A 26,118-nucleotide genomic window follows, 5' to 3' on the forward strand; every position below is an offset into this window, starting at 1 on the left:
CGACCCCAACGGAGAACGGACGATGCGAATCCCCCTGCGTGGCATGGCCTGTCTGGCGATATGTCTGATGCTTGGCGCAGGCCCGGCTGGGGCGACTGGGCCGGCGGATGGCGTGGAGACCTACACCGGACTCTGCGACGCCTCGGCCGGCTTCGCCCTCGGCCCCGACCACTTCGTCGTGGTGGGCGACGAGCACAACGTGCTGACGGTGTACCAGGCCGGTCAGCCGCGCGCGGTCAAGACCTTCACGCTTGGCGGCTTCCTCGGCACCGATGACGATGGCGAGTCGGACCTCGAAGGAGCCGCCGTTGTCGGCCAGCGCGCCTACGTCATCTCGTCGCACGGCCGCAATGCCAAGGGCAAGGAGCAGGGGCGCCGGCACCGGTTCTTCGCGGTGGAACTCGATCCGGGCCGGCTGTCGCTGAAGCCGGTGGGCCGGCCCTACAAGGATCTGCTGAAAGATCTCGTGGCGTCTCCGGCGCTGGCCTCGCTGCCGCTCAAGACGGCCGCCGAACGGGCACCGGAAAGCCCGGGTGGGCTCAATATCGAAGGACTCGCGGCAGCGGATGGCGGCTTGCTGATCGGCTTCCGCAATCCGCTGGTCGATGGCAAGGCCATCCTCGTGCCGCTGGAGAACCCTGATGGGCTCATCGACGGCAAGCCGGCGAAGTTTGGCAGCCCGCTACTGCTCGATCTGGGCGGACGGGGCATCCGCAGCATCGAGCGCGTGGGGCAGGGGTATGTGATCGCCGCAGGGCCGGTGGCTGACGATGGCACCTTCGCCCTATATAAATGGTCCGGCGCCGCCAATGACCGGCCCGTGGCGTTCGGCCAGGCCGCCATCGCCACGCTGAAGCCGGAAGCCATCTTCACGATGCCGGGCACGCAGCGCCTGCGCATTCTCAGCGACGACGGCGGGGTGCTGCGCGATGGCGTGGCATGCAAGCGCCTGCCGGCGGCCCGGCAGGGGTTCCGCAGCGTGACGGTGGCGCCGTAAGCCGGGGCGGGTTAACGCACCAGCACCGCGCGGCCGATATAGAGCACCGGGCCGGTCGGGCGGCCGATGGGCGATCCGGCGGCGGGCTCGAGCGTGATCTCGAACAACTGGTTGTCCTGGAGGGCCGGCAGGCGGTCCAGCGCGACATCGAGCGACTGGTCAGCCTGTACCAGACCCAGCGAGACCGGCCCGCTCCAGTCGTCGGCCTTGGTCCAGAATTGCAGCGCGCGATTGGTCGGCGCGGCCTGCGCGCCGAGCGGAATCAGTTTCAGGCGGCGCGGGCGGCGCGAACGCGCGCAGGCCCAGCATGGCGGCCAGCAGCAGCGAGCAGGCCGTCGCCCCGAAGGCAATACCGCGCCAGAGCGCCAGCGAATGCCACCATCCGGGCGTGCCGGTGGCAGGCGTGGCGGATCATGGTGGGGCTCCTTGGTGTGTCGTGGATCGGTGCGAACCCGGAGGCCGCACAGACGCTACACACCAGCGGAGCGAATGGATGCAGTCAGGCGGAAGTATTTATCCGGCCGACTTGCCTGCGGCGGCCTGGAGGATCAGGTTGGCCACCTCCTGCGGGCGGGACAGCAACGAGACGTGGCTCGCCGGAATCTCCACGGTCTGCGCGCCCATGCGCTTGGCCATGAAGCGTTCGAGGTCCGGGTTGATCGTGCGGTCCTGGGTCGACACCGCGTACCACGTCGGCTTGTCGCGCCAGGCCGCCACGGTGGTCTTCGCCATGGTGATGGCCTTGCCCATCGGCTGCTGGACGGCGTAGTAGCCACGCGCCTGCGTTTCCGGCAGATCCCCGGCGAAGTCGTGCAGGAATGCCTGTTCGGAAAGCCGGCCGTATCCATCCGCACCCCATTGCAATCCGCCCGAGGCCGGCGCGGCGGGGAACGTCTTTGTCAGCGCGGGGTAGTCCTCGCCGGCGTCCGGCGCGCGGGCGGCGATATAGACCAGCCCGGCCACTTTCGGGTCATCGCCGGCCTGGCTGATGACCATGCCGCCGTAGGAGTGCGCCACGAGCAGCGTGGGGCCGTCCTGGACCGCCAGGGCGCGCTTGACCGCATCGACGTCCGCGTCCAGCGACGTCGTCGGGTTCTGCACCGAAGTGACGTGGTAGCCCTTCGCCTGCAACAGCGGAATGACCTTCTCCCAGCTCGATCCATCGGCATACAGGCCGTGCACCAGCACGATGTTCTTGACGGGGACGGTGTTCGCTGGCGACGGGGTCTGCGCCATGGCGCCGGAGGCGAGGGTGAGGGCGGCGAGCGCGGCCAGGGTGGCCGGGAGGGTGCGGTGGAGTTTCATGGTCGGTCCTTTCGATCAGGTAGAGGGATGAATTGCAGCGTCATGGGCTGTCTGCAGTCAGACGAACCGCCCGCGCCGGCTATTCCGTCTCCGGTGACTTCCTGCCCGCAGCCCCGTGGGATCGTGCAAACATCGTGCGAAATCCGCCGGCGACCCGCCGCGCCCGGGCAATATCGATAGTTGAAAGACTTCGTTGTGCGCGCCGCGCCCCTTTCCGATACTGAATGCCGCTCCGCATTCCAATCTGAACAGGGACTTCCGATGCCGTCGCACTCCGTGGCCAACACCCGCCGTACCGCGCTCAAACAACTCGTATCCCTCGCCGTTGCCAGCGGCGCAGGCTCGCTGCTGGCCGCGTGCTCTCGTGGCGACGAGACCGCCACGCCGAAAGCGGCGGCCGCTGCGCCGGCGGTGGTCGGCAAGGTTGGCGACAAGGTGCGCTTCCGTTACCCGGACAACCCGACCTTCGATCTGGTCTACCTGGCCGACCAGCTCGGTTATTTCGAAGGCACGAACACGCGGCCCGAGTACATCGGCAAGGTGGCGGCGCCCCAGATCATCCCGCTGGTGGGCACGGGCGAGATCGATTTCGGCTCACGCATGGTGCCGCTGGTGATCTCGGCGGTGGCCAGCGGCTCCGACATCAAGGTAGTGGCGGCCGGCAACAAGACGCTGCAGGACGCGCCGCACATGAAGTACTTCGTGCGCAAGGCGTCCGGCATCCGCGCCCCGAAAGACCTCGAAGGCAAGACCGTCGGCATCAACAGCTTCGGCGCGTGCGCGGAGTTCGTCACCAAGACGTACCTGCGCGAGAAGGGCGTGGACGTCAACAAGATCAACTTCGTCGTGATTCCGGACGATCAGGCCGAGCAGACGCTGGTCACCGGCAACACCGACCTGGCGATCATCCACGCACCGTTCTCGGGCCGCGCCGACCACGCCGACAAGCTGGTGCGGCTGTGGAGCGACTTCGACCTCGACGCCGGGCTGGGCGGCATGCAGCCCTACAGCGCGCACGGCAAGTTCATTCGCGAGCATCCGGAATCCGTGCGCGACGTCGTGACCGCGCTCGCCAAGGCGGCCAACTGGGTCAACGCGAACCCGGAGGACGCGCGCAAGCTGGTGTCCAAGCGCATCAACCTGCAGCTCGACTACGTGGACCGCTACGCCTACGTCGATAACCTCGTCGTCACCGAGCCGCCGATCCAGTATTACATCGACGTCCTCGAAACCGAGGGCAAGCTCCCCAAGGGCAAAGTCGCCGCGCGCGATCTCTACACGAACGAGTTCAATCCGTACGCCACGCAGGGACCGGCGAAGGCATGAGCACGACCGACTCCCACAAGATCACCGCGCGCGGCGTGCGCATGGACTATGCCGTGCGCAACGAGGCGGGGCGCCCGGAGAACGTGGCCGTGCTGCGCGACTTCGACCTTGATATCCGCGACGGCGAACTGCTGTCGATCCTGGGGCCGTCCGGCTGCGGCAAGTCGACCTTCCTGAGCATCCTCGCTGGCCTGACTGACCGCACCGGTGGCAACATCGCCATCGACGGCAAGCCGCTGCAGGGCATCAACCCGGCGCAGGGCGTGGTGTTCCAGGGCTACGCCTTGTTCCCGTGGCGTACCGTGCTCGAGAACATCGAGGTCGGGCTCGAGATTCGCGGCGTGCCGCGTGCGGAGCGGCGGCGCATTGCGGGGGAGTACCTCGAACTGGTAGGGCTGACCGGCTTCGGCCCGCGCTTTCCGCATGAAATCTCGGGCGGCATGAAGCAGCGCGTGGCGATTGCGCGCGCGCTGGCCTACAAGCCCGAAGTGCTGCTGATGGACGAACCATTCGCCGCGCTGGACGCACAGACGCGCGAGATCCTGCAAGGCGAACTGCTGCGGATCTGGGAGCAGACGCGCAAGACCATCGTGTTCATCACCCACAGTATCGACGAGGCGATCTTCCTGTCGGACCGCATCGCCATCATGACGCGGCGCCCGGGTACGGTGAAGGCGATTCTCGACGTGCCGCTGCCGCGCCCACGCGCGCCCGAGGTGCGAAATTCCGAAGCGTTCGTGCGACTGCGCCAGCAGGCGTGGGACGTGCTCAAGGACGAGGTCCAGTTCGCGAACCCGGCCGCCGTGCCGCGCCCGCTCGGCGCCACGGCCAATCCCGGCGAGCGTGCGGCCGCCGAACCTGTGCTGGCGAGGGCCGCATCATGAGCGGAAAAGCCACCGACCGCGCGCTCGGCGTGCTGGGCATCATCGGCTTCCTGCTGCTGTGGGAGCTGGTGCCACGGCTGGGCATCGTCAGCGCCGCCTACCTGAGTCCGCCATCGCAGATCCTGGGCGCCATCTGGCAGCTGATTGGCAGCGGCGCGCTGTGGAAACACCTGCTCGCCAGCCTCCAGCGCTCGCTGTGGGGCCTGGCCGCCGCCATCGGGCTCGGCGTGACGCTGGGCCTGCTGATGGGCTGGTTCAGCCGCTTCGAGGCGATTGTCGATCCGATTCTGCAACTGTTCCGGCAGACCTCGGCCTTCGCGCTGTTCCCGGTGTTCATCCTGTTCCTTGGTATCGGCGAGACCTCGAAGGTGGCGATCATCTTCTGGGCGTCGTTCTGGCCGGTGCTGCTGAGCACGATTGGCGGCGTCAAGCAGGTGGACCGGCTGTTGATCGACTCGGCCCGCTCGATGGGCGCGTCGCGGCTGTTCGTGTTCCGCAAGGTCGTGCTGCCGGCGGCGTCGCCATCGATCTTCACGGGTGTGCGGCTGGCGGGCACGTATTGCATCACCGCGCTGGTGGCGGCGGAGATGATCGGCGCGCATTCCGGGCTCGGCTTCATGACGCTCAACGCGCAGGAGGTCTTCCAGATTCCGACCATGTACGCGGGCATCCTGCTGCTGGCGGTGCTGGGGCTGGTGCTCAACTATGGGCTGGCACGGGTGGAGCGCCGCATGACGCGCTGGCGCAAGGGGCTCACGCTCAATGGCTGAGATCGCGTCCGAATGCGGGTGCGCGCCGGCGGCCAAAGCGCCGCGTTTGATCCCCGGCGCGTGGCATGCCATCGCGCTGGCGGTGGCGGCCGGCCTGCTCGGCCTGGCTGCCGCGCCACGCTGGCTAGAACAGTCGCCGCATCTTGTCGAACGATTGCCGGTTGCCTTGCAGGCGGGGGCGCGGTACCTGGAGCGGGAGCCCGACTGGACGACGCTGCCGCGCGGCCCGTTGCTCGAAGCCGTGCGGGCGCGTGGCGAGCTGGTGGTGGGCGTGCGGCAATACGCCCGTCCCGCGCCGCCTAGCCGGCCGACGCCGCCTGAACCCGATGCGTTCGATGTCTCGCTCGCGCGCTATCTTGCTGAACGATTGCAGGTGCGTCTGCGGGTAGTCGGCCTGCCTGCCGATGCGCGCGGCGTGAGCGTGCCCGGTGTCGATCTTGTGGTGGCCGGCGCCATCGATAGCGGTCCGTATGCCGTGCCGACCGCCTACACCGGCGGCGCCGGCGCGCTCGTCACGCTGCGCGGCAGCGACTATCGTGCGCCGAGTGATCTCGCCGGGCGCGCGGTCTGTGTCGCACAGGGTAGCCCTTATGCGCATCCCGTCACGGAGACGCTGGGCGCGCAGGTACGTTCGTATTCTTCGTCGATCCGCGCCGTGGCCGCGTTTATGGCCGGCGAATGCCAGGCGCTGGCGGAAGACGCCCCTGTGGTGGCGCGGCTGATGGGATTGCCCGAGTGGCGCTTCTATCGGCGGCTCGACGCGGGCCTGCTTCCCGACAACGCCAGTCCGCAGATCGTGATCCGGCAGGACGACTCCCGCTCCGCAGCGTGGCTCGATCGCGCCGTGCGGCATTGGAAGATCGGCGGGGCGCTCGCCACTGCCCGTACGCAGCGCGCCGGCGATATTGCCTACGAAACCAGCCAGCTTGGCGACGGCCTCGTCTGCCATTCCTGACGCCAGCCGATGTCTGCCTGCGGCTATCGATATGCGGGCCGCAGCGCCTAAGCATCCTCGAAAAAATTCGTCGTGACGTGTAGGGGGGCCATGCTCCAATGGCCGCTTGTTCCCCCACTCGCTGCACCATGACCAACCTCTCGGAATTGCACGTCCTACAGCGCTCCGGTGCGCCTGTGCGGCGCATTGCGGACGACGCCGAAGCCATCGCCGTGGCGCATGCCCTGGCGGCCGATTTTGCCGAAGGCGCCGCGCGACGCGACCGCGAGCGCATCCTGCCCTGGGGCGAGCTGAACCGCTGGTCCGGCAGCGGGCTTGGGGCGATCACGATTCCGCGCGCGTTCGGCGGTGCCGGCGTGTCGTACGCCACGCTCGCAGAGGTCTTTGCGATCCTCAGCGCCGCCGATGGCTCGCTGGGTCAGATCCCGCAGAATCACTTCGGCCTGCTCGGCGTGCTGCGCGAGATCGGCACGCCGGCGCAGAAGCAGCGCTACTACGCCGAGGTGCTCGCCGGGCAGCGGCTTGGCAATGCGGGGCCGGAACGCCGCTCCGCCACGAGCCAGACCGTCCTGCAAACCGGCACGCGGCTGCGCCGCACAGAACAGGGCTTGCGGCTGACTGGCCAGCGCTTCTATTCGACCGGCGCGCTGTTCGCGCATCGGGTGCCCGTACGCGCGCTGGACGACGAAGGCCGCGCCGTGCAGGCATGGGTGCCGCGCGATGCGGCGGGCCTGACCGTGAACGACGACTGGTCGTCGTTCGGCCAGCGCACCACCGCCAGCGGCACGGTGCTCTTCGACAACGTGGCCGTCTCAGAGGAAGACGTGTTGCCGGTCTGGCAGCTTGCGGAGCGCCCCGGGATCTACGGGCCGACTTCGCAGCTGATCCAGGCCGCCATCGACCTGGGTATCGCACAGGCTGCCTTTGACGATGCCATCGCCTTCGTGCGCGCCTACGCGCGGCCGTGGATCGACGCCAAAGTGGAGCACGCCACCGACGATCCCTATCTGATCGGCGATGTCGGCCGGCTTGCCGTGGATCTCCACGCCGCGCGCGAAGTGCTGGGCGAGGCTGGGCGCGCGCTCGATGCCATCGCCGCAGGCCCGGTGACGGATGCGCTGAGCGCGGAGGCGTCGGTGGCCGTGGCGGAAGCCAAGGTGCTGACCACCGAGATCGCGCTCGCGGCCAGCGAGAAGCTGTTCGAGCTGGCGGGCTCCTCCGCCACGCGCGCCAAGCACAACCTCGACCGCCACTGGCGCAACGCGCGCACCCATACGCTGCACGATCCGGTGCGCTGGAAGCTCCACCTGATCGGCAACTATCACCTCAACGGCGTTCAGCCGGCACGGCACTCCTGGAATTGATATGACCTTGCTGTTTACGCCTCCACCTGCTGCCGATCATCGGGACAGCCGTCCCGCACCGGCCGCGCCGCCGCCGCGCGCCCATCGGATTGCCGATGACGCCGAAGCCATCGCCGCCGCGCAACTGCTGGCGGAACGCTTTGCCCCCGACGCCGCGCTGCGTGACCGCGAGCGCCGACTGCCGTGGGAAGAACTCGACGCGCTGAGCGCCAGCGGCCTGCTGGGCATCACTGTGCCGCGCGAGCACGGCGGCGCCGGCGTGTCCAACGGCACGCTGGCCGAAGTGATCGCAACGCTCGCTGCTGCCGATGGCTCGCTGGGCCAGATCCCGCAGAACCACTACTACGCGCTCGAAGTGCTGCGCGTGGGCGGCACGGCGGCGCAGCGAGCGGCGTTCTACGCCCGGGCGCTGGCCGGTGAGCGCTTCGGCAATGCGCTGGCCGAGATCGGTCACAAGGACTTCAAGCGCCGCACGCGGCTGGTGCCGGATGGCGACGGCTTCCGGCTGATCGGCAACAAGTTCTATTGCACGGGTGCGGTCTTCGCGCACCAGATTCCCACGCTGGCCGTGGCGCAGGAGGATGGGCGCGAGGTCACTTACATCGCTATCGTGCCGCGCGATGCAGCCGGCATCACCATCGTCGACGACTGGGATGGCTTTGGCCAGCGCGTCACGGGTAGCGGATCGGTGACCTTCGACAACGTGCGCGTCGAGGCGGACTGGGTGCTGCCGTTCCAGGCGTCGTTCGAGACGCCGACCACCATCGGTCCCGTGGCGCAGCTGATGCATGCGGCCATTGACCTTGGCATTGGGCACGGCGCGTTCGCCGCCACGTTGCCGTTCATCCGCGATCATGCGCGGCCCTGGGTGGATGCGAAGGTCGCACATGCCAGCGAGGATCCGCTGACGATCCATCAGGTCGGTGACGTCAAGGTCAGGCTCCGCGCCGCCGAGGCGCTGGTGCGGCGGGCCGGGCGCATCGTCGATGCGGCGCAGCGCAGCCCCGACGCCCAGACCGTAGCGGCGGCATCCATCGCCGTGGCGGAAGCGCGCGCGGCCACAACCACCGCCTCGCTGCTGGCCGGCACCCGGCTGTTCGAACTGGGCGGCACGGCATCGACGCTCGACGGGCAAGGGCTAGACCGCTTCTGGCGCAACGCGCGCACCCATACCCTCCACGATCCGGTGCGATGGAAGTATCACGCCATCGGCAACTACTACCTCAACGACCGCCTGCCGACGCGGCACGGAGCCCTCTGATGGCGCGCAAGCAGATCCTGCTCAACGCGTTCAACATGAACTGCGTCGGGCACATCAATCACGGCCTGTGGACCCACCCGCGCGACCGCTCCACGGAATACAACACGCTCGAATACTGGGTGGGGCAGGCGCGCACGCTGGAGCGCGGGTTGTTCGATGGGCTGTTTATCGCCGATATCGTCGGTGTCTACGACCTCTATCGCGGCAATGTCGATGTCACGCTGCGTGAGTCGATCCAGCTGCCGGTCAACGATCCGCTGCTGCTGGTACCGGCCATGGCCGCCGCCACGCGCCACCTCGGCTTCGGCGTAACCGTCAACCTGACCTACGACGCACCGTACCTGCTGGCGCGGCGCTTCTCCACGCTCGATCACCTGACGCGTGGCCGTGTCGGCTGGAACATCGTCACCGGTTATCTGGACAGCGCGGCGCGCGCCATGGGCCTCGACGGGCAGTTCCCGCATGACGAGCGCTACGACCGCGCCGACGAGTATCTGGAGGTGCTCTACAAGCTCTGGGAGGGCAGCTGGGAGGAGGGCGCCGTGCTGCGCGACAAGGCCTCGCGCACATTCGCCGATCCGGCCCGGGTGCACAAGGTGGTCCATCACGGCCGCTACTACGACGTGGAGGGCTACCACCTGGCGGAACCCTCCGCGCAGCGCACCCCGGTGCTATTCCAGGCCGGCAGTTCGGGGCGCGGGCAGCAGTTCGCGGCGCGCCATGCGGAATGCGTGTTTATCTCGCCGCCGAGCAAGGAGGCGGCACGCAAGACCGTCAGCGCACTGCGCGAGCAGTTGGTGGCGGCGGGCCGGCGCCCGGATGACGTCAAGGTCTTTGCCGGCGCTGCCGTGGTCACGGGCCGCACCGAAGCGGAGGCGCGCGCGCTCCACGCCGAGTACCGCGACTACGCGAGCCGCGAAGCCGGGCTTGCGCATTTCGCCGCCAGCACGGGCGTGGACTTCGCGCGCTATGGCCTCGATGAGCCGGTGGACTATGGCGGCGGCAACGCCATCGAGTCCGCGCAGCGCACCGCCGCCCAGCATGGCTGGACGCGCCGCAAGCTGCTGGATCTGTTCGAGCTGGGCGGACGCTATCCCGCCATCGTTGGCGACCCCGCACAGGTGGCCGACGAACTCGAGTCCTGGATCGACGAGACCGGCATCGACGGCTTCAACCTGAGCCGCACCGTGGTGCCGGAGAGCTACACGCACTTCGTCGACCTGATCGTTCCCGAGCTACAGAACCGGGGCCGCTACAAGACGGCCTATGCCGAGGGGTCGCTGCGCCACAAGCTGTTCGGCGACGGCGACCGCCTGCCAGATCGCCACGCGGCCGCGCAGTTCCGCCGCCTTTGATTCTTCATCCTGCCCATCACCATGCTGAAATCCTCACTGCTGCTTCCCCTGTTTGCTTCGCTGGCGATCGTCGCTTCCGCCTCTTCAGCCGCGCACGCCGCGCCGCTCACCATTGGCGTCACGCCGGGCTCGCTGGCCGACTCGGTCGAGGTGGCCGCCACCGAGGCCCGCAAGCAGGGTCTCGACGTCAAGGTGATCGAGTTCACCGACTGGACCACGCCGAACGTGGCGCTGGCTGCCGGGGACCTCGACATCAACTACTTCCAGCATCAGGCGTTTCTGGACAACGCCGTGAAGGAGCGCGGCTACAAGTTCCGCAGCGTGGCGCTTGGGGTGCTGCCCAACATCGGCCTGTATTCCACCCACATCAAGCGCTTCGGCGACCTCAAGGACGGCGCGCGCGTGGGCGTGGCGAACGATCCGGTGAATCAGGGGCGCGGCCTGCTGCTGTTGCAGAAGGCGGGGCTGATCAAGCTGCGCGATGGCGTGGGCGCGAAGGGCAGCGTCAACGACATCGTGGACAACCCCAAGAAGCTCAAGTTCGTGGAAGTGGAGGGGCCGCAGCTCGTGCGCGCGCTCGATGACGTGGACCTCGCGCAGGGCTACCCGGCGCACTTCGTCAACGCCGGCAAGCCGCAGGTGGCGGGCTCCGGACTGCTCTACTCGGGCATCGACGACACCTACTTCGCCATCCGCTTCGTGACGCGGGAGAACAATGCCAGCGATGCCCGCGTGGCGCGCTTCGTGAAGATCTACCAGGAGTCGCCGGCGGTGCGCAAGCAGCTCAGCACCTCGTTCGCGAACAACGACAAGCTCTACAGCCTGCCCTGGCTGAAGCCCTGACTGGAGACTCGTGCAGATGGCCGCCACCTTTCCGTTGTTCCGCAGGGGACTTCTCCAGACTGCTTCGCGTAGCGCGCCGCCGGTGGCACGCGCGGAAGGCACAACCGCGCCCAATGCGGGTTCGATCCGATTCGAGGGCGTGGGCAAGACTTATCACGCGGCGAGCGGGCCGGTGGAGGCGCTGCGCGAGATTGACCTTGAGATTCCCGCTGGCGGCATCTTCGGGATCATCGGTCGCAGCGGCGCGGGGAAGTCGAGCCTGCTGCGCACCATCAACGGGCTGGAGACGCCGAGCGCAGGCCGGGTCACCGTGGGCGGCGTGGACGTGGCGACGCTGGGGACGGGCGAGCTGGTGACGTTGCGCCGGCGGATCGGCATGATCTTCCAGCACTTCAACCTACTGTCCGCCAAGACCGTGGCCGAAAACGTGGCGCTGCCGCTCAAGGTGGCTGGCGTGCCCCGGGCGGAGATCGCGGAGCGCGTGGCGTCGCTGCTGGCGCTGGTCGGCCTCGACGGCAAGGCGGATGCGTACCCCGGCCGGCTGTCGGGCGGACAGAAGCAGCGTGTGGGCATTGCGCGCGCGCTGGTCCATCGCCCCGACATCCTGCTTTGCGACGAGGCCACCTCCGCGCTGGACCCGGAGACCACGCAGTCGATCCTGGCCCTGCTGCGCGACATCAACGCGCGGCTTGGCATCACCATCGTGCTGATTACCCACGAAATGCGCGTGATTCGGGCGATCTGCGACAGCGTGCTGGTGCTGGAACGCGGGGCCATCGCCGAGACCGGGCCGGTGTGGCAGGTCTTCGGGAATCCGCAGCACGATGCCACGCGGGCGCTGCTGGCGCCGCTGGCCACGCGCGTGCCCGAGGACATCGCGCAGCGCCTGCATGCGCAGCCGGAGGGCGCGGGGGACTGGCATCGAGTGGTCGAACTGCGCTATGCCGGCGGCGAGGTGCCGGATCTGTCGCGCGTGGCCGCCGCGTTCGGCGCCGGCGTGCGGCTGCTGCATGGCAGTCTCGACCGGATTCAGGGGCACACGCAAGGCGCGCTGCTGCTCTCCATCCCCGCCCACGCCGCGCTGGAGGCTGCGGTGGCGTCGGCCGGGGCTATCGCCCATCACGTCACCACGCTAGGTTATGTCTCCGATACTCATTGACCGCCTCTGGGCCGCTTTCCTCGATACGCTGACGATGGTCGGCGCCTCCGCGCTGATCGCCGCGCTGGCCGGGCTGCCGCTCGCCGTGCTGCTGGTGGTGACTGCGCCGGGCGGCATGCGTCCCGCGCCGCGCTTCCATCGGCTGGCTGGCACCCTGGTCAACGGCTTCCGCGCTACGCCATTCATCGTGTTGCTGGTGGCGTTGCTGCCGTTCACGCGGCTGGTGGTAGGGGTGACGATTGGCGTCTGGGCGGCCGTGGTGCCGCTCGCGATCAGCGCCACACCGTTCTTCGCGCGGATTGCCGAGGTGAGCCTGCGCGAAGTGGACCATGGCTTGATCGAGGCGGCCCAGGCGATGGGATGCCAGCGCCGCCATATCGTCTGGCATGTGCTGCTGCCGGAAGCGTTGCCGGGCATCGTCGGCGGGTTCACGATCACCGTGGTCTCGCTGATCGGGGCGTCCGCGATTGCCGGCGCGGTCGGTGCGGGCGGGCTGGGCGACCTGGCGATCCGCTACGGCTACCAGCGCTTCGATACGGTGGTGATGGTCGTGGTGATTGTGGTGCTGATTGCGCTGGTCACCGGCGTACAGGCAGCCGGCGACCGGTGGGTCAGGCGCTTGCGCCTGCGCTAGTCGGGCGATTCAACCCAGGCGGGCATCGACCAGCACGCGGCCCGTGAGCCGGCGGATGCGGGGATCGACAAAGTAGCCGCCGCCTTCCACATAGCGCAGGAACGCGCGGTCGCAGACCGTGCAGGCCCAGACATCGCAGCGGTTGGCCGGGTAGTACAGCGGCGCCACCGGGGCCTCGGGCGACCAGAAGCCGACGCTGTCGGGGTCGTACTCCTGGAACGTCGCTTCCTCATAGGCGCTGGCAACCAGCGTGCCGATCTTCTTCAGTTGTGCGTCGGGAAACGAAATTGGCAGGCTGGCCCAGCCGCGTAGCGCGTCGGCGGCGCAGGTGCAGTCGGTGGTGACGTGGTCGGTGCGCTGCGCCAGTTGCTGCAAGGCGTCGAAATCAAGGTAAGGAAAGTCTTCCACGGTGGAGGCAAGGCTGGGGAGTGGGGCGATCTTACCCCCAATTCCCCGGCAAGGCGTGTCACACCGTCGGCGCAGTCCGCACACCGCCCGCCCCAGCGATGCGGCGGTCGAGCAGCCAGACCGCGAGCAGCGTGACGCCCATCATCGGGAACACGGCGCCGAGCAGGCCCAGCCCGATGGCCCAGGCGCGCATCGGCGGCAATGCGGCGGGATGGCTCGGTGCGCCGAGCTTGCGCGCCGGCTTGCGCTGGATCCACATCACCAGACCCGTGATGGCCATCGCCATCAGGCCCAACGAAATCGCCGCGCAGATAAGCTGGTTGGCCAGCCCGAAGTAGCGGCCCATATGCAGGGAGGTGCCGTACGAGATGGCCTGCGCCACGGGCCCGTAGTCGGCGAAGCGGAGATCCTTGACGACTCGCCCGTTGGCGGGATCGATATGGAGCGTGCGCTCGCCGCTCGGATCGGCAGGGAAGCAGGACGCGGTATAGACGCCGCCGGGCGCCTTCGGGAAGACCACCTGGCAGCCGGTGGTGATGCCTTGGGCGGCCACCACGGCCACGACCTGATCCAGTGTCAGCGGCGCGGTCTGCGCCGGGGCTACGCTGGGCACGGCGGTCAGGCCGACGGCCCATGGCATGTCTGCCAGCGGCAGCGATTCCATCGTGTGGTGATGCTTGGCGTGATCGGCGCCGGCGGCCGGGGGCGCGGCATGCGCGTGCATGTCGCCCTGACCATCGGCCGGACGGCCGAGATTCGCGGCCGTGGCGAGCGCCTTGAACTGCTTGCCCCACGAACCCGTCCACGGCAAACCGGACAGGATGAACGCCAAGGCGCCCACGGCCAGCCATGCGCCGAGCACGAGATGGATTTCCTTCCATCCGCCGCGCGATCCCGTGGCGGGGCCGGGCACAAAGGCGCGCGCGCCGCGCTGGCGCAGGCGCGGCCACCACATCGCCAGGCCCGTGGCGATCATCACCAGCACCCAGCATGCCGCCAGTTCCATCAGCAACTCGCCCGGCTTGCCGACGAGCAGGGCGCGGTGGATCATGCGCACCTGCTTCATGAAGCGGTCTTCCACGCTCAGGCTGCCGAGGTAGGTGCCGGTGTAGGGGTTCAGGAAGACGCTGTCGCTGCCGCCCGCAGGCAGGCGGAAGACGAATTCGGCGCTCGCCCGGGGATCGGTATTGAGCGTGTAGGTGGTGACTGTCGCCCCGGTGGGCGCGGCCTCCCGTGCGCGGTCCAGCAGGCGCTGGGCAGATAGCCGCTCGCCGGACGGCTCGACCTTCAGCAACTGCGGGTAGAGCAGGGGCTCGATCTGCGGCTGGAAGCAGTAGAGCGTGCCGGTCACGGCCAGCACGATCAGGAACGGCATCACGAACAGGCCGGCGTAGAAATGCCAGCGCCAGAGCATGCGGTACGAGGCGTCCGCGCTGGCGAGGGCGGCGGGCCGGGGAGCGATTTGGGGCATGAGGCGTGCGAAAAGAACGTGCGCCAAGGATACCTTCCGGGTGACGGTTGCGGCTGCGACCTAATGCCGCTGGCGCGTGTGATCGATCATGCCTGTATCACGTGAACCCGCCACGCCGGGTGGCTACCTGAAAATGCCGGAAATTGGTAATTGGGAAATACCACTCCGGCTCCTAAGCTTGGATCCAAGGCCGCGACGACGCTGCCGCCGCAATCGACTACATCCACTACCGGAGCAAGCCATGCAACACCGTCTCGACTTCTACAAGGCCAGTCCCGCCGCCATCAAGGCCGTCCTCGGGCTGGAAGATCGCATTGCCAAGAACGAACTGGAAAAGTCGCTCGTCGAACTCGTACGCCTGCGCGCCTCGCAGATCAATGGATGTGCCTACTGCATCGACATGCACACCGCCGACGCCCGGAAAGGCGGCGAGGACGACCGCCGGCTGGCCACGCTGCAGGTCTGGCGCGAAACCCCGTTCTTCACGGCGCGCGAGCAGGCCGCGCTGGCCTGGACCGAGGCGGTGACGCTGGTCTCGCAGGATCACGTGCCGGACGCTGTCTGGGAAGCCGTGCGGCCCCATTTCTCGGATGCCGAACTGGTCGACCTGACGCTGCTGATCTCCGCGATCAATACCTGGAACCGCTTCGCGATTGCCTTCCGCAAGACGCCGGCCTGAGCGATGAGGCGCGGTGCGGGCGAGGTATCATCGCCGCTGCATCGCGCCAACCATCGCTCAGACCATGAATCCCACCTCGATTTTCTTCGCCCAGGCCTGTCTGGTCGTCGGCACACCGCTGCTGCTGTGGCGCGGCTTGCGCATGGGTGGCATCGTGCCGCTCGTGGTCATGCAGATCGTGGGCGGCATTCTGCTGGGGCCGTCGCTGCTCGGGGCCTTCTGGCCGGATAGCTGGCAGGCGCTGTTCGGCGCCACCCGGCTGACCGCGCTGACCGGCCTGCAATGGCTGGCCGTGGTGCTGTTCGGCTTCCTGTCCGGCCTGCACATTGGCGGGGGCGAGGCGCGCGGCCTGCGGAAGATCGCCATTAGCGCCGCGCTGGGCTGCGTGCTGGTGCCGTTTGTGCTGGGCGTGGGCGCCGGGCTGGGGCTCGGCCACTATCGGCCCGGGCTGCTTGGGGAGGCCGCCACGCCCTGGCAATTCGCGATTGCCGTGGGGGTGTCGATGGCCGTGACCGCGCTGCCAGTGCTCGGCGCCATCCTGCGGGAAATGGGCTTGAGCGATTCCACGGCCGGCCGGCTCGCGGTGGCCTGCGCGGCGGTCAGCGATGCCGCCATCTGGATCGTGCTTTCGTGCATTCTCGCCAGTACCGGGCAGGCCGCCCACGCGCCGCTGCGGCTCGTGCTGACGGGAGCTGCCTACGTCGCCGCCATGTTCCTGATCGTTCGGCCGTTGCTGGCGGCAGCCCTGCCGCGCCTGCGCGGGACGGATGCCCGGCTGGCGGCGGTGGTGGTGCTGATCTTCGGCTCGGCCTGCGCGTCGGAGTTGATCGGCTTGCACTACATCCTGGGCGGATTCCTGGCCGGCGTGGTGCTGCCGCGGGGCGCGGCGGCCGATATCGGCCGGCAGCTGGAGCCGACCACGGTGGTGGTGCTGATGCCGTTCTTCTTCCTGATGACTGGCCTGCGCACGGACCTGACCACGGCCGGCGGCGACGCCCTCGTGGTGTTTGCCGTGGCCACCGTCGTGGCCGTGGTGGGCAAGATGGCGGGTACGGCGCTGCCGGCGCGGATGGCCGGCCTGGGGCGGCGCGATGCCTGGACGCTGGGCGCGCTGGCCCAGACCAAGGGGCTGATGGAGGTGGTGGTGCTGGCCATCCTGCTCGAGAACCGCCTGATCAGCGCGGCGGCGTTCTCGGGGCTGCTGCTGATGGCCCTCGCCACGACCGTCGTCGCCAAGCCGCTGGCACTGGCGGCGCTGCGGCTGCGCGAGGCCCCCTGACATGATTACCCGCCCGCCGCTGCACTGGTTCCGGATGCTGTTTGTCCTGCGGGGCTCGGTGCTGCCCAAGATCGCCCCGCAGCTCGTCACCATCACGCTGTTTGCCGCGCTGATCACCACCTTCCACGGCCGGATTGGCGACTGGAAGGTGTCGCTGAACTTCGTGCCGTTCTCGCTGATCGGCCTGACGCTGGCCATCTTCCTCGGTTTTCGCAACAGCACCAGCTACGCGCGCTTCTGGGAAGGGCGCACGCTCTGGGGCAGCGTGCTCAATGAAGCGCGCTCGCTGACGCGGCAGGCGCTGACGCTCGGGGCCGACCCGCGCGACGCGCGCCAGCTGGCCTATCGGCTCTGCGCGTTCGTGCACGCGCTGCGCCATCAGTTGCGCGGCAGCGAGGCCTGGCCCGATGTGGCGCCGTTCCTCGACGAGGCGGATGCGGCCCGCCTCAAGGCCGCGAAGTTCAAACCCGCCATCGTGCTGCTGATGGCGGGTGAATGGGTGGGGGAGCGACTCCGTGCCGGTCAACTGGCGCCGCCGCTGGCCCAGTCGATGGAAATGTCGCTGAATCAGCTCAGCACGGCGCTGGGCGGCTGCGAGCGGCTGGCCGGCACGCCGATCCCGTTCACCTACTCCGTCATCATCCATCGGTGCATCTACCTGTACTGCATGCTGCTGCCGTTCGGCCTGCTGGATTCGATCGGGCTGATGACGCCGGTGATCGTCTGCTTTATCGCCTACACCTTCTTCGCGCTGGAGGCGCTCAGCGCCGAGATCGAGGAGCCGTTCGGCGAGGAACCCAATGATCTGGCGCTGACCGCCATGTCCTACATGATCGAATCGACGGTGCTGGAGATGATCGGCGAAGCCCCCAAGAGCGCCGCGCCGGCCCACCGGGACTTCATCCAGACCTGACGTTCGCGCCATTTCCCTTTGCGGCGTTCCCGGCCTATGCTGAAGCATCGCGCTGCATGCGGCGTGCCTGCCCACCCCATCCATGGCCAACGCCTCTGCACCGCGTGACGCGCCTGCCTCCCCGTGGCGGCGCTGGTTGCCCGGACTGGCAACCCTGGCGACCTACCAGCCAGCCTGGCTACCCCGTGACATCGCTGCCGGATTGGTCCTGACCACGATGCTGGTACCGGTGGGCATCGCCTATGCCGAGGCATCGGGCGTGCCCGGCGTCTATGGCCTGTACGCGACGATCGTCCCCTTGCTGGCCTACGCGCTGTTCGGCCCGAGCCGAATTCTGGTGCTGGGGCCGGATTCCGCGCTGGCGGCGCCGATTCTGGCCGTCGTCATTACCGCTTCCGCCGGCGATCCGGCGCGCGCCATCGCCACAGCCAGCCTGATGGCCATCGTTTCCGGCCTGTTTTGCATCGTGCTGGGGCTGCTGCGCCTTGGGTTCATCACCGAGCTGCTGTCGAAGCCGATCCGCTACGGCTATATGAATGGCATTGCGCTGACCGTGCTGGTCAGCCAACTGCCGAAACTGTTCGCCATCCAGATCGAGGATGCCGGGCCGTTGCGCGAGTTGTGGGAGCTGGGCCGGGCGATTGCCGATGGCCAGACCAACGGCTACAGCTTCGCGGTGGGGGCGGCCAGCCTGGTCGTGATCCTGCTGCTCAAGCGCTTCGAGCGGGTTCCCGGCATCCTGATCGCCGTGATCCTGGCCACGCTGGCGGTCGCCTTGTTCCATCTGGATAGCCGCGGCGTGAAGATCCTCGGCGAAATTCCGCAGGGCCTGCCGGCGTTTGCGGTGCCGTGGCTCAGCGAGGCGGATCTGGTCAAGATCGTGCTCGGCGGCTGCGCCGTGGCGCTGATCGCGTTTGCCGATACCAGCGTGCTGTCGCGCACCTTCGCGGCGCGCGCGCATATGCGCGTGGACCCGAATCAGGAGATGGTGGCGCTCGGCGCCGCTAATCTGGCGGCGGGCTTTTTCCAGGGCTTTCCGATCAGCAGCAGCGCGTCACGCACCCCGGTGGCGGAGGCGGCCGGCGCACGCACGCAGTTGACCGGCGTGGTCGGCGCCATCGCCGTGGCGGCGCTGTTGATGTTCGCGCCCAACCTGCTGCGCTACCTGCCCACCAGCGCGCTGGCCGCCGTGGTCATCGCCGCAGCGATCGGGCTGTTCGAGTTCAAGGACCTGCAGCGCATCTTTCGCATCCAGCAATGGGAGTTCTGGCTGTCGATGCTGTGCTTTGCCGGCGTGGCCGTGTTCGGTGCGATTCCCGGCATCTGCCTCGCCGTGGTGGTCGCCGTGATCGAGTTCCTGTGGGACGGCTGGCGGCCGCACTTCGCGGTGCTGGGCCGGGTGCCCGGGCTGCGCGGCTATCACGACATGAAGCGCTACCCCGAGGCGGCGCGCATCGACGGGCTGGTGCTGTTTCGCTGGGACGCGCCGCTGTTCTTCGCCAATGCCGAGCAATTCCAGCAACGGCTCACCGAGGCGGTGGCGGACTCGCCCACCCCGGTGCGCCGCGTGGTGGTGGCCGCCGAGCCGGTCACCAGTGTCGACGTCACCTCGGCGGACATGCTGCGCGAACTGAGCCACGCCCTGAGCGCGGACGGCATCGCGCTGCATTTCGCCGAGATGAAGGACCCGGTCCGCGACAAGCTCAGGCGCTTCGAACTGACCGAGGTCTTCAGCAATGATCGCTTTCATCCCACCGTGGGCAGCGCAGTGGATGACTATCTGAATTTGCCGGCAGACCCCGCGCGCCCGGGCTGACGCGGCTAGCGTGGCCGCGCTTTCACTCCGTCCACCCGCCGCCCAGCGCGCGGAACGTCGCCACGGCTGCGCGGGCGTTGTCGGCGCGCACGCTGGCCTGCTGGTCACGCGCCGCCAATAGCAGGCGGTCTTCTTCGAGGACTTCGAACAGGCTGACCGCGCCGCCCTTGTAGGCCTCCTCGGCGGCGCCGCGCGAGCGGGCGTGGGCTGCCACTTCCACGGCCAGTTCCCGGCTTTGTACCTCCAGCTGGGTCAGCGCGATGATCGCGTTCTCCACGTCCTCGGTGGCGCGCAGCATGGACTTGCGATAGTTGGCCAGGGCCTCGGCGTTGGCGCCCTTGGCCTGTGCCACTTCGGCGTCCACCCGGCCGAAATCGAACAGTCTCCAGCGCAGCCCGGCGATAGCGGCGGGCTGGAATGCCGACGCGGTGAACAGCTTGCTGGCGGTCAGGCTCTCGAAACCGAGCAGGGCCGATATCGACACCTTTGGGTAGTACTCCGCCGTGGCAACGCCGATCTGGGCGTTCGATGCCGCCAAACGGCGTTCGGCCGCGATCACGTCCGGCCGGCGTTGCAGCAGGTTGGCCGGCCCTTGCGCCACGGAGATCTGCGGTACGGTCATACGCTCGGTGGGCGTCGTCAGTTCGGCGCTGTAGGTGCCCGGCTGCGCGCCCATCAACACGTCGAGGCGGTTGAGTTGGGTCTCCAGTTCGATCTGCAACGGCGGGAGCGTGACGCGCGTCTGCGCGAGCTGCGCTTCCGCCTGGGCCCGTTCGCGCTCGGCGCCGATGCCATCGGCCAGTCGCAGTTGCACCAGCTCCAGCAGCCTGGCATTGGTGCGCACCTGTTCCTGTGCAATGGCAATGCGTTGCTGCGCGCCGCGCACGCGGAAGTAGGCATCGGCGGCTTCCGCCACCACCAGCACGCGCACGCCCAGATGCTCGGCTTCGGCGGCCTGGGCTTCTGCGCTGGCCGCCTCGGCGCCCCGGCGCAGGCCACCGGCCACATCGATCTCCCAGCTTGCCCCCACGCCCGTGCTGTACAGCGTCTGGTTGCGGTCATAGCCCGGCAGGTTTCTGCCCAGCCTGCCTTGCGGCCCTTCCAGAGACTGGCGCTGCTTGCCGACGCTGGCGGAGAACGACCCCTGCGGCAGCAATTCGGCACCGGCCCGGCGCGCGGCGGCGCGGGCCTGATCCACGCGGGCGATGGCCGCCGCCAGATCCAGGTTCTGCTCCAGCGCGCGCTGGATGACCCGCGTGAGCGCGGGATCGTCGAAGCCCAGCCACCAGCTATCCAGTGACGGTGCGGGCTGGGTGGCTTCGCGGGCAGCCAGGGCCGCGGCATGCGGATAGGCCGCCGGCATATTCGCATCGGGCGCGTGGTAGTCCGGGCCGGCTGCGCAGGCGGCGAGGGTGGCGGCGACGCCGGCGGCGATCAAGGTAGAGAGAAGGCGCGGGAGACCGGCGCGGGTGGGGCGGGGCGAATGAAGCGGCATTGCGGACACCTTTCGACAGCAACTAGGGAGAATTGCATCAACTAACTTGCATGATGATAGTGACTAGTCTAGACTAACTTTCAAATTGATAGCAACGTGTATTTCAAGGAGTCCGGAGATGCAGAAAAAGCCACTTGGCGAGACGCCGTGCCCCATCGCCCGCACGGTTGCCCGGGTCGCTGACAGCTGGAGCGTGCTGATCCTGCGCGAGGCGTTCTACGGCATCACCCGCTTCGATGCGTTCCAGCAGAACCTGGACATCGCCCCGAACATGCTGACCCGCCGCCTGAACTCGCTGGTGGAGGAGGGCATGCTGGAGCGCCGCCAATACTGCGAGCGCCCGCCGCGCTTCGAATACATCCTGACGGACCGCGGCCGTGACTTCCGCCAGGTGCTGCTGGCGATGCTCGCCTGGGGTAACAGGCATCTCGCGCCCGAAGGCGAAAGCGTGCAACTGGTGGACCGTCAGACCGGCGAGCGCGTCGAGCCGGTGCTGGTGGATGCCGCCAGCGGACGTCCCATCGTCGGACACGATTTCCACGTCGTGCCCGGCCCCGCCGCCACCGAGCGCCTGCGCCAGCGGCTGGAGCGCTCGGCCGAGGCCTGAGCCGATCCCCTGAATCCATCCCCCTTTATCAACACCGCTGCGCAGGCAGCGGGCAATCCCCGCATGCAGAGAGGAAGTGCCATGAGCAGCGATGCGCTGACTGAACGGGTCGGAGCCGACTCCATTCCCGCGACGAAATCCAAGGTCAGCGCCAAGCGGCTGCTGGCGACTGGCCTGTTGGTAGCGGCCGGGCTGGCCGGGGTGGGCTACGGCTACCACTGGTGGACATCCGCCCGGTTCGTGGAAAGCACCGACGATGCCTACGTCGGCGGCGATGTCACAGTGATTGGCGCCAAGGTGGGCGGCTATATCGCGGAAGTGGCGGTGACCGACAACCAGTCCGTCCGCGCCGGTGACCTGCTGGTGCGCATCGACGACCGCGACTATCGCGCCGCGCTGGCCAAGGCCGAGGGCGCCGTGGCGGCCCAGCAGGCACTGCTGGCCAACCTCGATGCGACGGCGCGCTTGCAGGAGGCGGTGATCGGGCAGGCAAAGGCTGGCATTGCGTCGACCAACGCCGACACCGTGCGCGCCCGCGACGACCAGGCCCGCTACGCCAGCCTGGTGGCCAAGGCGGCGGTCTCGATCCAAAGCTCCCAAAAGGCGGATTCGGACTACAAGCAGGCGCAGGCCAATGGCGAGCGCGCGCGTGCGTCGCTGCTCGCCGCGCAGCGCCAACTGGATGTGATCGGCACGCAGAAGCAGCAGGCGCAGGCCGCGCTGGCGCAGGCGATTGCCGAGCGGGACATCGCCAAACTGAACCTGAGCTATACGGAACTGCGCGCGCCCGTGGATGGCACCGTGGGCAACCGGCGCGCCCGCGTGGGCGCTTTTGCCGGCGCCGGCAGCCAGTTGCTGGCCATCGTGCCGGCGGGCGGGCTGTGGGTCGACGCCAATTTCAAGGAGGGGCAGCTCGCGCATATGCGCCCCGGCATGCCGGTGGAGATCGAGGCCGACGTGGTGCCCGGCCGCGTCTTCCATGGCCACGTGGTAAGCCTGGCGCCCGCCACCGGCGCGCAGTTCAGCGTATTGCCGCCGGAGAACGCCACCGGCAACTTCACCAAGATCGTCCAGCGCGTGCCCGTGCGGGTGCAACTGGATGAGCAGGATGCCCGGCTTGGCGTGCTGCGCCCGGGCCTCTCGGTCATCGCGCAGGTCAATACGCTGCCGCCGAAGCAGGTGCAGTGATGACGGCCGCCAGCCTGACCAGCCCGCCGCGCGCCGTGGCGGAGACGCCTCCGGGCGAGATGTCCACCGCCGCCAAGGTGTTTGCCTTCGGCACGATGTGCGTGGGCATGTTCATCGCCTTGCTGGACATCCAGATCGTCTCCGCGTCGCTGCGCGATATCGGCGGCGCGCTCTCCGCCGGGACCGACGAGACCGTCTGGGTGCAAACCAGCTACCTGATCGCCGAGATCATCGTCATTCCGCTGTCGGGCTGGCTCTCGCGCGTGATGTCGACGCGCTGGCTGTTCGCCGCCTCCGCAGCCGGCTTCACCGTGACCAGCCTGCTGTGCGGCATGGCGTGGGACATCCAGAGCATGATCGCGTTCCGCGCGCTGCAGGGCTTCCTGGGCGGCTCGATGATCCCGATGGTGTTCACCACGGCCTTCGCGTTTTTCAGCGGGCCGCAGCGCGTGATCGCCGCCGCCACGGTCGGCGCGCTGGCCTCGCTGGCGCCGACGTTGGGACCGACGGTTGGCGGCTGGATCACCGATCATTTCTCCTGGCACTGGCTGTTCTTCATCAACCTGGTGCCGGGCATCTTCGTCACCGTGGCGGTGCCGCTGCTGGTCAAGGTCGACCGGCCCAACTGGTCGCTGGTGCGCGGGGCGGACTACCTCGGCATGGGGCTGATGGCGTTGTTCCTGGGTTGCCTCGAATACACGCTGGAAGAAGGGCCGCGCTGGGATTGGTTCGGCGATGACGTGATCCTGGCCACGGCCTGGATCTCCGGTCTGGCGGGCGTGGCCTTCATCTGGCGCTCGCTGACCTATGCGAATCCGGTGGTGGACCTGCGCGCGCTCAAGGAGCGCAACTTCGCACTCGGCTGCTTCTTCTCCTTCGTCACAGGCATTGGCATCTTCGCCACCATCTACCTGACGCCGCTGTTCCTGGGGCGCGTGCGCGGCTTCAGCGCGCTCGATATCGGACTGGCGGTGTTCTCCACGGGCGTGTTCCAGATGGCGTCGATCCCGCTCTATGCCTTCCTGGCGAACCGGGTGGACCTGCGCTGGCTGATGATGTTCGGGCTGGCGATGTTCGGCATCTCGATGTGGTACTTCGCGCCCATCACGCACGACTGGGGATCGGCAGAGCTGCTGCTGCCGCAGGCGCTGCGTGGCATGGCGCAGCAGTTTGCGGTGGCGCCGACGGTCACGCTGACGCTCGGCAGCCTGCCGCCGGAACGGCTCAAGCTGGCGTCGGGGCTATTCAACCTGATGCGAAACCTCGGCGGCGCCATCGGCATTGCGGCGTGCGCCACGGTGCTCAACGATCGCGGAAACATGCACTTCCTGCGCGAGGCGGAGCATCTGAACATCCGCAATGAGGCGATGGGCAACCTGCTGCAGAGCGTTGCCGAGCGGTTCATGGCGGCCGGCCACGACGCCCTCGATGCGCAGACGGCAGCACTGCGGCAACTATGGGGGCTGGCCTGGCGCGAGGCGCAGACGCAGACCTTTGGCGACATCTACCTGATGATTCTGGTGTGCTTCGCCATTGCCACGGCGATGGTGCCGCTGATGCGCAAGGTGGCCGCCCCCAAGGCGCCGTCGGCGGATGCGCATTAAGAGGCGCCTGCCCGCGCATCAGTGTGCAGATCGGACAATAGGTTGCCCGCGCCAAACGGGCACCACTGGCGTATCGACAAGTATTGGTCTTCACTGCCCTAGGGGCCGGTACAACGAGGACCGAATATGGACGAAGACTCCAGCAAGCTTGGCGCCGCCGCCGTGGCAATCCGGCTGGGCACCATCGGCGCAGTCATCCTCTGCATTGCAGGCGGTTTCGCCTATGCCGGCGGATGGCTGACGCCCGGGAGATTGACCCAGGGCAAGGTGATTGACGGCTTCGAGGCCGTCAACGGCAGGCACATCGGCTTCCGGCGCAACCACGCCAAGGGGCTGTGCGCAACCGGATGGTTCGACAGCACGGGCGCGGGCACGGCGTTCAGCAAGGCCGATGTGCTGGCGCCGGGGCGCGTGCCCGTGACCGGGCGCTTCGCCTTTGCGGGGGGCATGCCTTTCATCCCGGATGCGCCGACCCTGGTGCGCAGCCTCGCCCTGCAGTTCAACCCCCGGGGCGGAGAGGAATGGCGAACCGCGATGATCGACATTCCGGTCTTCCCGTTCGCCAACGTGCAGGCGTTCTACGATCAGATGATCGCTTCGGTTCCCGATCAGCGGACCGGCAAGCCAGACCCCGAGAAGATGAAGGCGTTCGCCGCGACGCATCCAGAGTTCGGGTCAGCCATCGCCATCGTGAGCAAGCGTGCGGTGTCTTCTGGCTTTGCAAACGACACCTACAACGGACTCGACACCTTCCTGTTCGTCAACAAGGCAGGCGTCGCCATACCGGTGCGGTGGTCCGCCGTTCCTGTGCGAGCGTTCGCGCCGGCCGGTCCCCCATCGCACAACGATCCCAACTACCTCTTCGATGGCCTGATTGCCGATGCCGCCCAACAGCCATTGCAGTGGAAGATGGTGGTCACCATTGGCCACCCCACCGATCCGGTCAGTCCCAACGTTCCCTGGCCCGACGACCGAACGCGCGTGGAGGTGGGCACCGTGACGCTCGACCACCTGACGGCGGAAGAGCGCGGCACCTGCGCTGACATCAATTTCGATCCGACCGTGCTGCCCGCCGGCATGCGCACGTCGGCGGATGCAATCCCGAGCGCCCGCTCGGCTGCGTACGCGAAATCGTTCACGCTGCGGCAACGCGAGCGCACCGCCAAGCCACCCAGTGCCGTCACAGAAGCCGAAGTCCAGGCAGGAGGTCGATCATGAAATCCAGTGTCCGTGATTTCTCGCTGCCTTCCCGCATCCTGCACTGGGCGATGGCGGTGCTCATCCTTGCGATGCTGTTCATCGGGATTGGCATGGTGGCGACGGTGTCCTCGCGGTATCTGGCGCTGTTGTCGCTGCACAAGGCGATTGGCATCGGCATTCTGTTGCTGGCGCTGATTCGTGTCTGCAACCGGCTGTTGAGCCGGCCGCCGGTATTGCCGCAGTCGATGCCCCGGCTGCAACGCGTGGCGGCCAAGACATCGCATGTGGTGCTGTACGGCTTGATGCTCGCCATGCCCTTGATCGGATGGGGCATGCTCTCGGCGGGCGGCTATCCGGTGGTGCTGGCCGGCGCGGTGCAACTGCCGCCCATCTTGCCGCACAGCGCTCATCTCTATGCGTTCTTGCGGGAGACACACACTGTAGGCGCGTTCTTGCTGCTCGCCGTCCTCTTGCTTCACATCGCGGCCGCGCTGTACCACGGCATGATCCGGCGTGACGGCGTGCTGGCATCGATGACGACAGGCACCGCACGGTAGTGCGCGACACCGCCGCGATAGGGCGCCTGCTCCTCGCTGCCACGCTCA

The 26,118-nt window shown here is 68.1% G+C and carries 25 protein-coding genes; 20 read left to right on the top strand and 5 right to left on the bottom strand.

Going from position 1 to position 26,118, the window contains the following annotated elements; genetic code table 11:
- The first annotated feature begins 22 nt into the window (after positions 1 to 22).
- Positions 23 to 997 (top strand): DUF3616 domain-containing protein, encoded by a 975-nt coding sequence (locus AC1DFU_RS12555; protein WP_441593012.1) that lies wholly within the window; start codon positions 23 to 25, stop codon positions 995 to 997.
- Between the two features lie 11 nt (positions 998 to 1,008).
- Here AC1DFU_RS12555 and AC1DFU_RS12560 read toward each other — a convergent pair whose 3' ends face one another.
- Together AC1DFU_RS12560 and AC1DFU_RS12565 are read right to left on the bottom strand one after the other, a co-directional pair.
- Positions 1,009 to 1,347 (bottom strand): anti-sigma factor, encoded by a 339-nt coding sequence (locus AC1DFU_RS12560; protein WP_441593014.1) that lies wholly within the window; start codon positions 1,345 to 1,347, stop codon positions 1,009 to 1,011.
- Positions 1,348 to 1,510: 163 nt separating this feature from the next.
- Positions 1,511 to 2,302: an alpha/beta hydrolase gene (locus tag AC1DFU_RS12565; RefSeq protein ID WP_441593016.1), complete on the bottom strand. Its 792-nt coding sequence runs from the start codon at positions 2,300 to 2,302 to the stop codon at positions 1,511 to 1,513.
- A 261-nt stretch (positions 2,303 to 2,563) separates the two neighbouring features.
- Between AC1DFU_RS12565 and AC1DFU_RS12570 the strand changes: the two genes are divergently transcribed.
- From AC1DFU_RS12570 to AC1DFU_RS12615, 10 genes are all read left to right on the top strand, one after another.
- The gene (locus AC1DFU_RS12570; RefSeq protein WP_092300533.1) at positions 2,564 to 3,628 is read left to right on the top strand and encodes an ABC transporter substrate-binding protein; all 1,065 of its coding nucleotides are present in this window, start codon (positions 2,564 to 2,566) and stop codon (positions 3,626 to 3,628) included.
- The gene (locus tag AC1DFU_RS12575) at positions 3,625 to 4,512 is read left to right on the top strand and encodes an ABC transporter ATP-binding protein (protein ID WP_092300530.1); all 888 of its coding nucleotides are present in this window, start codon (positions 3,625 to 3,627) and stop codon (positions 4,510 to 4,512) included. Before AC1DFU_RS12570 ends, AC1DFU_RS12575 begins: the two co-directional genes overlap by 4 nt.
- A complete protein-coding gene (locus AC1DFU_RS12580) occupies positions 4,509 to 5,282 on the top strand; it encodes an ABC transporter permease (RefSeq protein WP_092300528.1) in 774 nt (257 codons plus the stop codon). The genes AC1DFU_RS12575 and AC1DFU_RS12580 overlap by 4 nt, the downstream gene beginning before the upstream one ends.
- On the top strand, positions 5,275 to 6,237 hold the full coding sequence (locus tag AC1DFU_RS12585; RefSeq protein ID WP_441593019.1) for a type 2 periplasmic-binding domain-containing protein: 963 nt from the start codon (positions 5,275 to 5,277) through the stop codon (positions 6,235 to 6,237). Before AC1DFU_RS12580 ends, AC1DFU_RS12585 begins: the two co-directional genes overlap by 8 nt.
- A 128-nt stretch (positions 6,238 to 6,365) precedes the next feature.
- Positions 6,366 to 7,601: an SfnB family sulfur acquisition oxidoreductase gene (locus AC1DFU_RS12590; protein ID WP_441593021.1), complete on the top strand. Its 1,236-nt coding sequence runs from the start codon at positions 6,366 to 6,368 to the stop codon at positions 7,599 to 7,601.
- Between the two features lies 1 nt (position 7,602).
- Positions 7,603 to 8,862 (top strand): SfnB family sulfur acquisition oxidoreductase, encoded by a 1,260-nt coding sequence (locus AC1DFU_RS12595; protein WP_441593023.1) that lies wholly within the window; start codon positions 7,603 to 7,605, stop codon positions 8,860 to 8,862.
- Positions 8,862 to 10,217: an LLM class flavin-dependent oxidoreductase gene (locus AC1DFU_RS12600; RefSeq protein ID WP_441593025.1), complete on the top strand. Its 1,356-nt coding sequence runs from the start codon at positions 8,862 to 8,864 to the stop codon at positions 10,215 to 10,217. Before AC1DFU_RS12595 ends, AC1DFU_RS12600 begins: the two co-directional genes overlap by 1 nt.
- A 21-nt stretch (positions 10,218 to 10,238) precedes the next feature.
- Positions 10,239 to 11,060, top strand: coding sequence for a MetQ/NlpA family ABC transporter substrate-binding protein (locus AC1DFU_RS12605; protein WP_092300514.1), 822 nt, complete (start codon positions 10,239 to 10,241; stop codon positions 11,058 to 11,060).
- 16 nt (positions 11,061 to 11,076) lie between these two features.
- A complete protein-coding gene (locus AC1DFU_RS12610) occupies positions 11,077 to 12,219 on the top strand; it encodes a methionine ABC transporter ATP-binding protein (RefSeq protein WP_092300511.1) in 1,143 nt (380 codons plus the stop codon).
- The gene (locus tag AC1DFU_RS12615) at positions 12,200 to 12,853 is read left to right on the top strand and encodes a methionine ABC transporter permease (protein WP_092300508.1); all 654 of its coding nucleotides are present in this window, start codon (positions 12,200 to 12,202) and stop codon (positions 12,851 to 12,853) included. Before AC1DFU_RS12610 ends, AC1DFU_RS12615 begins: the two co-directional genes overlap by 20 nt.
- Positions 12,854 to 12,862: 9 nt before the next feature.
- Here the strand turns inward: AC1DFU_RS12615 and AC1DFU_RS12620 are convergent, their stop codons facing one another.
- Entirely contained in the window at positions 12,863 to 13,261 is a 399-nt protein-coding gene (locus AC1DFU_RS12620; RefSeq protein ID WP_441593028.1) for a hypothetical protein, read from the bottom strand.
- Between the two features lie 58 nt (positions 13,262 to 13,319).
- On the bottom strand, positions 13,320 to 14,732 hold the full coding sequence (locus AC1DFU_RS12625; RefSeq protein ID WP_441593030.1) for a PepSY-associated TM helix domain-containing protein: 1,413 nt from the start codon (positions 14,730 to 14,732) through the stop codon (positions 13,320 to 13,322).
- A 241-nt stretch (positions 14,733 to 14,973) separates the two neighbouring features.
- Here AC1DFU_RS12625 and AC1DFU_RS12630 point away from each other — a divergent pair, with 241 nt between their 5' ends.
- The 4 genes from AC1DFU_RS12630 to AC1DFU_RS12645 all read left to right on the top strand — a co-directional run bounded on the left by AC1DFU_RS12630 (position 14,974) and on the right by AC1DFU_RS12645 (position 19,419).
- Positions 14,974 to 15,411 carry a carboxymuconolactone decarboxylase family protein gene (locus AC1DFU_RS12630; RefSeq protein ID WP_092300499.1) on the top strand — a complete coding sequence of 146 codons (438 nt, stop codon included), beginning with the start codon at positions 14,974 to 14,976 and terminating at the stop codon, positions 15,409 to 15,411.
- A 64-nt stretch (positions 15,412 to 15,475) separates the two neighbouring features.
- A complete protein-coding gene (locus tag AC1DFU_RS12635; RefSeq protein WP_441593032.1) occupies positions 15,476 to 16,690 on the top strand; it encodes a cation:proton antiporter in 1,215 nt (404 codons plus the stop codon).
- Between the two features lies 1 nt (position 16,691).
- A complete protein-coding gene (locus AC1DFU_RS12640; RefSeq protein WP_092300493.1) occupies positions 16,692 to 17,603 on the top strand; it encodes a bestrophin family protein in 912 nt (303 codons plus the stop codon).
- Between the two features lie 82 nt (positions 17,604 to 17,685).
- Positions 17,686 to 19,419: a SulP family inorganic anion transporter gene (locus AC1DFU_RS12645; RefSeq protein ID WP_441593034.1), complete on the top strand. Its 1,734-nt coding sequence runs from the start codon at positions 17,686 to 17,688 to the stop codon at positions 19,417 to 19,419.
- A 22-nt stretch (positions 19,420 to 19,441) separates the two neighbouring features.
- On the opposite strand, the gene AC1DFU_RS12650 is transcribed toward AC1DFU_RS12645, so the two are convergent.
- Entirely contained in the window at positions 19,442 to 20,914 is a 1,473-nt protein-coding gene (locus AC1DFU_RS12650) for an efflux transporter outer membrane subunit (RefSeq protein ID WP_441593036.1), read from the bottom strand.
- 118 nt (positions 20,915 to 21,032) lie between these two features.
- Between AC1DFU_RS12650 and AC1DFU_RS12655 the strand changes: the two genes are divergently transcribed.
- The 5 genes from AC1DFU_RS12655 to AC1DFU_RS12675 all read left to right on the top strand — a co-directional run bounded on the left by AC1DFU_RS12655 (position 21,033) and on the right by AC1DFU_RS12675 (position 26,070).
- Complete coding sequence (locus tag AC1DFU_RS12655; RefSeq protein WP_092300484.1) at positions 21,033 to 21,521, top strand: winged helix-turn-helix transcriptional regulator; 489 nt, start codon at positions 21,033 to 21,035, stop codon at positions 21,519 to 21,521.
- 81 nt (positions 21,522 to 21,602) lie between these two features.
- A complete protein-coding gene (locus AC1DFU_RS12660; RefSeq protein ID WP_092300481.1) occupies positions 21,603 to 22,709 on the top strand; it encodes an HlyD family secretion protein in 1,107 nt (368 codons plus the stop codon).
- Positions 22,709 to 24,313, top strand: coding sequence for a DHA2 family efflux MFS transporter permease subunit (locus AC1DFU_RS12665; RefSeq protein WP_092300478.1), 1,605 nt, complete (start codon positions 22,709 to 22,711; stop codon positions 24,311 to 24,313). Before AC1DFU_RS12660 ends, AC1DFU_RS12665 begins: the two co-directional genes overlap by 1 nt.
- A 126-nt stretch (positions 24,314 to 24,439) precedes the next feature.
- Positions 24,440 to 25,531: a catalase family peroxidase gene (locus tag AC1DFU_RS12670; RefSeq protein WP_441593039.1), complete on the top strand. Its 1,092-nt coding sequence runs from the start codon at positions 24,440 to 24,442 to the stop codon at positions 25,529 to 25,531.
- Positions 25,528 to 26,070: a cytochrome b gene (locus tag AC1DFU_RS12675; RefSeq protein ID WP_441593041.1), complete on the top strand. Its 543-nt coding sequence runs from the start codon at positions 25,528 to 25,530 to the stop codon at positions 26,068 to 26,070. Before AC1DFU_RS12670 ends, AC1DFU_RS12675 begins: the two co-directional genes overlap by 4 nt.
- The last annotated feature ends 48 nt before the right edge of the window (positions 26,071 to 26,118 follow it).

The sequence above is a fragment of the Cupriavidus sp. 10L45 genome, from assembly GCF_056395225.1.

What these genes read in the sequence shown, in the direction of transcription:
- AC1DFU_RS12555 (WP_441593012.1), top strand. Translation starts at nt 23, where the DNA reads ATGCGAATCCCCCTGCGTGGCATGGCCTGTCTGGCGATATGTCTGATG.
- AC1DFU_RS12565 (WP_441593016.1), bottom strand. Translation starts at nt 2,302, where the DNA reads ATGAAACTCCACCGCACCCTCCCGGCCACCCTGGCCGCGCTCGCCGCC.
- AC1DFU_RS12570 (WP_092300533.1), top strand. Translation starts at nt 2,564, where the DNA reads ATGCCGTCGCACTCCGTGGCCAACACCCGCCGTACCGCGCTCAAACAA.
- AC1DFU_RS12575 (WP_092300530.1), top strand. Translation starts at nt 3,625, where the DNA reads ATGAGCACGACCGACTCCCACAAGATCACCGCGCGCGGCGTGCGCATG.
- AC1DFU_RS12580 (WP_092300528.1), top strand. Translation starts at nt 4,509, where the DNA reads ATGAGCGGAAAAGCCACCGACCGCGCGCTCGGCGTGCTGGGCATCATC.
- AC1DFU_RS12585 (WP_441593019.1), top strand. Translation starts at nt 5,275, where the DNA reads ATGGCTGAGATCGCGTCCGAATGCGGGTGCGCGCCGGCGGCCAAAGCG.
- AC1DFU_RS12590 (WP_441593021.1), top strand. Translation starts at nt 6,366, where the DNA reads ATGACCAACCTCTCGGAATTGCACGTCCTACAGCGCTCCGGTGCGCCT.
- AC1DFU_RS12595 (WP_441593023.1), top strand. Translation starts at nt 7,603, where the DNA reads ATGACCTTGCTGTTTACGCCTCCACCTGCTGCCGATCATCGGGACAGC.
- AC1DFU_RS12600 (WP_441593025.1), top strand. Translation starts at nt 8,862, where the DNA reads ATGGCGCGCAAGCAGATCCTGCTCAACGCGTTCAACATGAACTGCGTC.
- AC1DFU_RS12605 (WP_092300514.1), top strand. Translation starts at nt 10,239, where the DNA reads ATGCTGAAATCCTCACTGCTGCTTCCCCTGTTTGCTTCGCTGGCGATC.
- AC1DFU_RS12610 (WP_092300511.1), top strand. Translation starts at nt 11,077, where the DNA reads ATGGCCGCCACCTTTCCGTTGTTCCGCAGGGGACTTCTCCAGACTGCT.
- AC1DFU_RS12615 (WP_092300508.1), top strand. Translation starts at nt 12,200, where the DNA reads ATGTCTCCGATACTCATTGACCGCCTCTGGGCCGCTTTCCTCGATACG.
- AC1DFU_RS12625 (WP_441593030.1), bottom strand. Translation starts at nt 14,732, where the DNA reads ATGCCCCAAATCGCTCCCCGGCCCGCCGCCCTCGCCAGCGCGGACGCC.
- AC1DFU_RS12630 (WP_092300499.1), top strand. Translation starts at nt 14,974, where the DNA reads ATGCAACACCGTCTCGACTTCTACAAGGCCAGTCCCGCCGCCATCAAG.
- AC1DFU_RS12635 (WP_441593032.1), top strand. Translation starts at nt 15,476, where the DNA reads ATGAATCCCACCTCGATTTTCTTCGCCCAGGCCTGTCTGGTCGTCGGC.
- AC1DFU_RS12640 (WP_092300493.1), top strand. Translation starts at nt 16,692, where the DNA reads ATGATTACCCGCCCGCCGCTGCACTGGTTCCGGATGCTGTTTGTCCTG.
- AC1DFU_RS12645 (WP_441593034.1), top strand. Translation starts at nt 17,686, where the DNA reads ATGGCCAACGCCTCTGCACCGCGTGACGCGCCTGCCTCCCCGTGGCGG.
- AC1DFU_RS12650 (WP_441593036.1), bottom strand. Translation starts at nt 20,914, where the DNA reads ATGCCGCTTCATTCGCCCCGCCCCACCCGCGCCGGTCTCCCGCGCCTT.
- AC1DFU_RS12655 (WP_092300484.1), top strand. Translation starts at nt 21,033, where the DNA reads ATGCAGAAAAAGCCACTTGGCGAGACGCCGTGCCCCATCGCCCGCACG.
- AC1DFU_RS12660 (WP_092300481.1), top strand. Translation starts at nt 21,603, where the DNA reads ATGAGCAGCGATGCGCTGACTGAACGGGTCGGAGCCGACTCCATTCCC.
- AC1DFU_RS12665 (WP_092300478.1), top strand. Translation starts at nt 22,709, where the DNA reads ATGACGGCCGCCAGCCTGACCAGCCCGCCGCGCGCCGTGGCGGAGACG.
- AC1DFU_RS12670 (WP_441593039.1), top strand. Translation starts at nt 24,440, where the DNA reads ATGGACGAAGACTCCAGCAAGCTTGGCGCCGCCGCCGTGGCAATCCGG.
- AC1DFU_RS12675 (WP_441593041.1), top strand. Translation starts at nt 25,528, where the DNA reads ATGAAATCCAGTGTCCGTGATTTCTCGCTGCCTTCCCGCATCCTGCAC.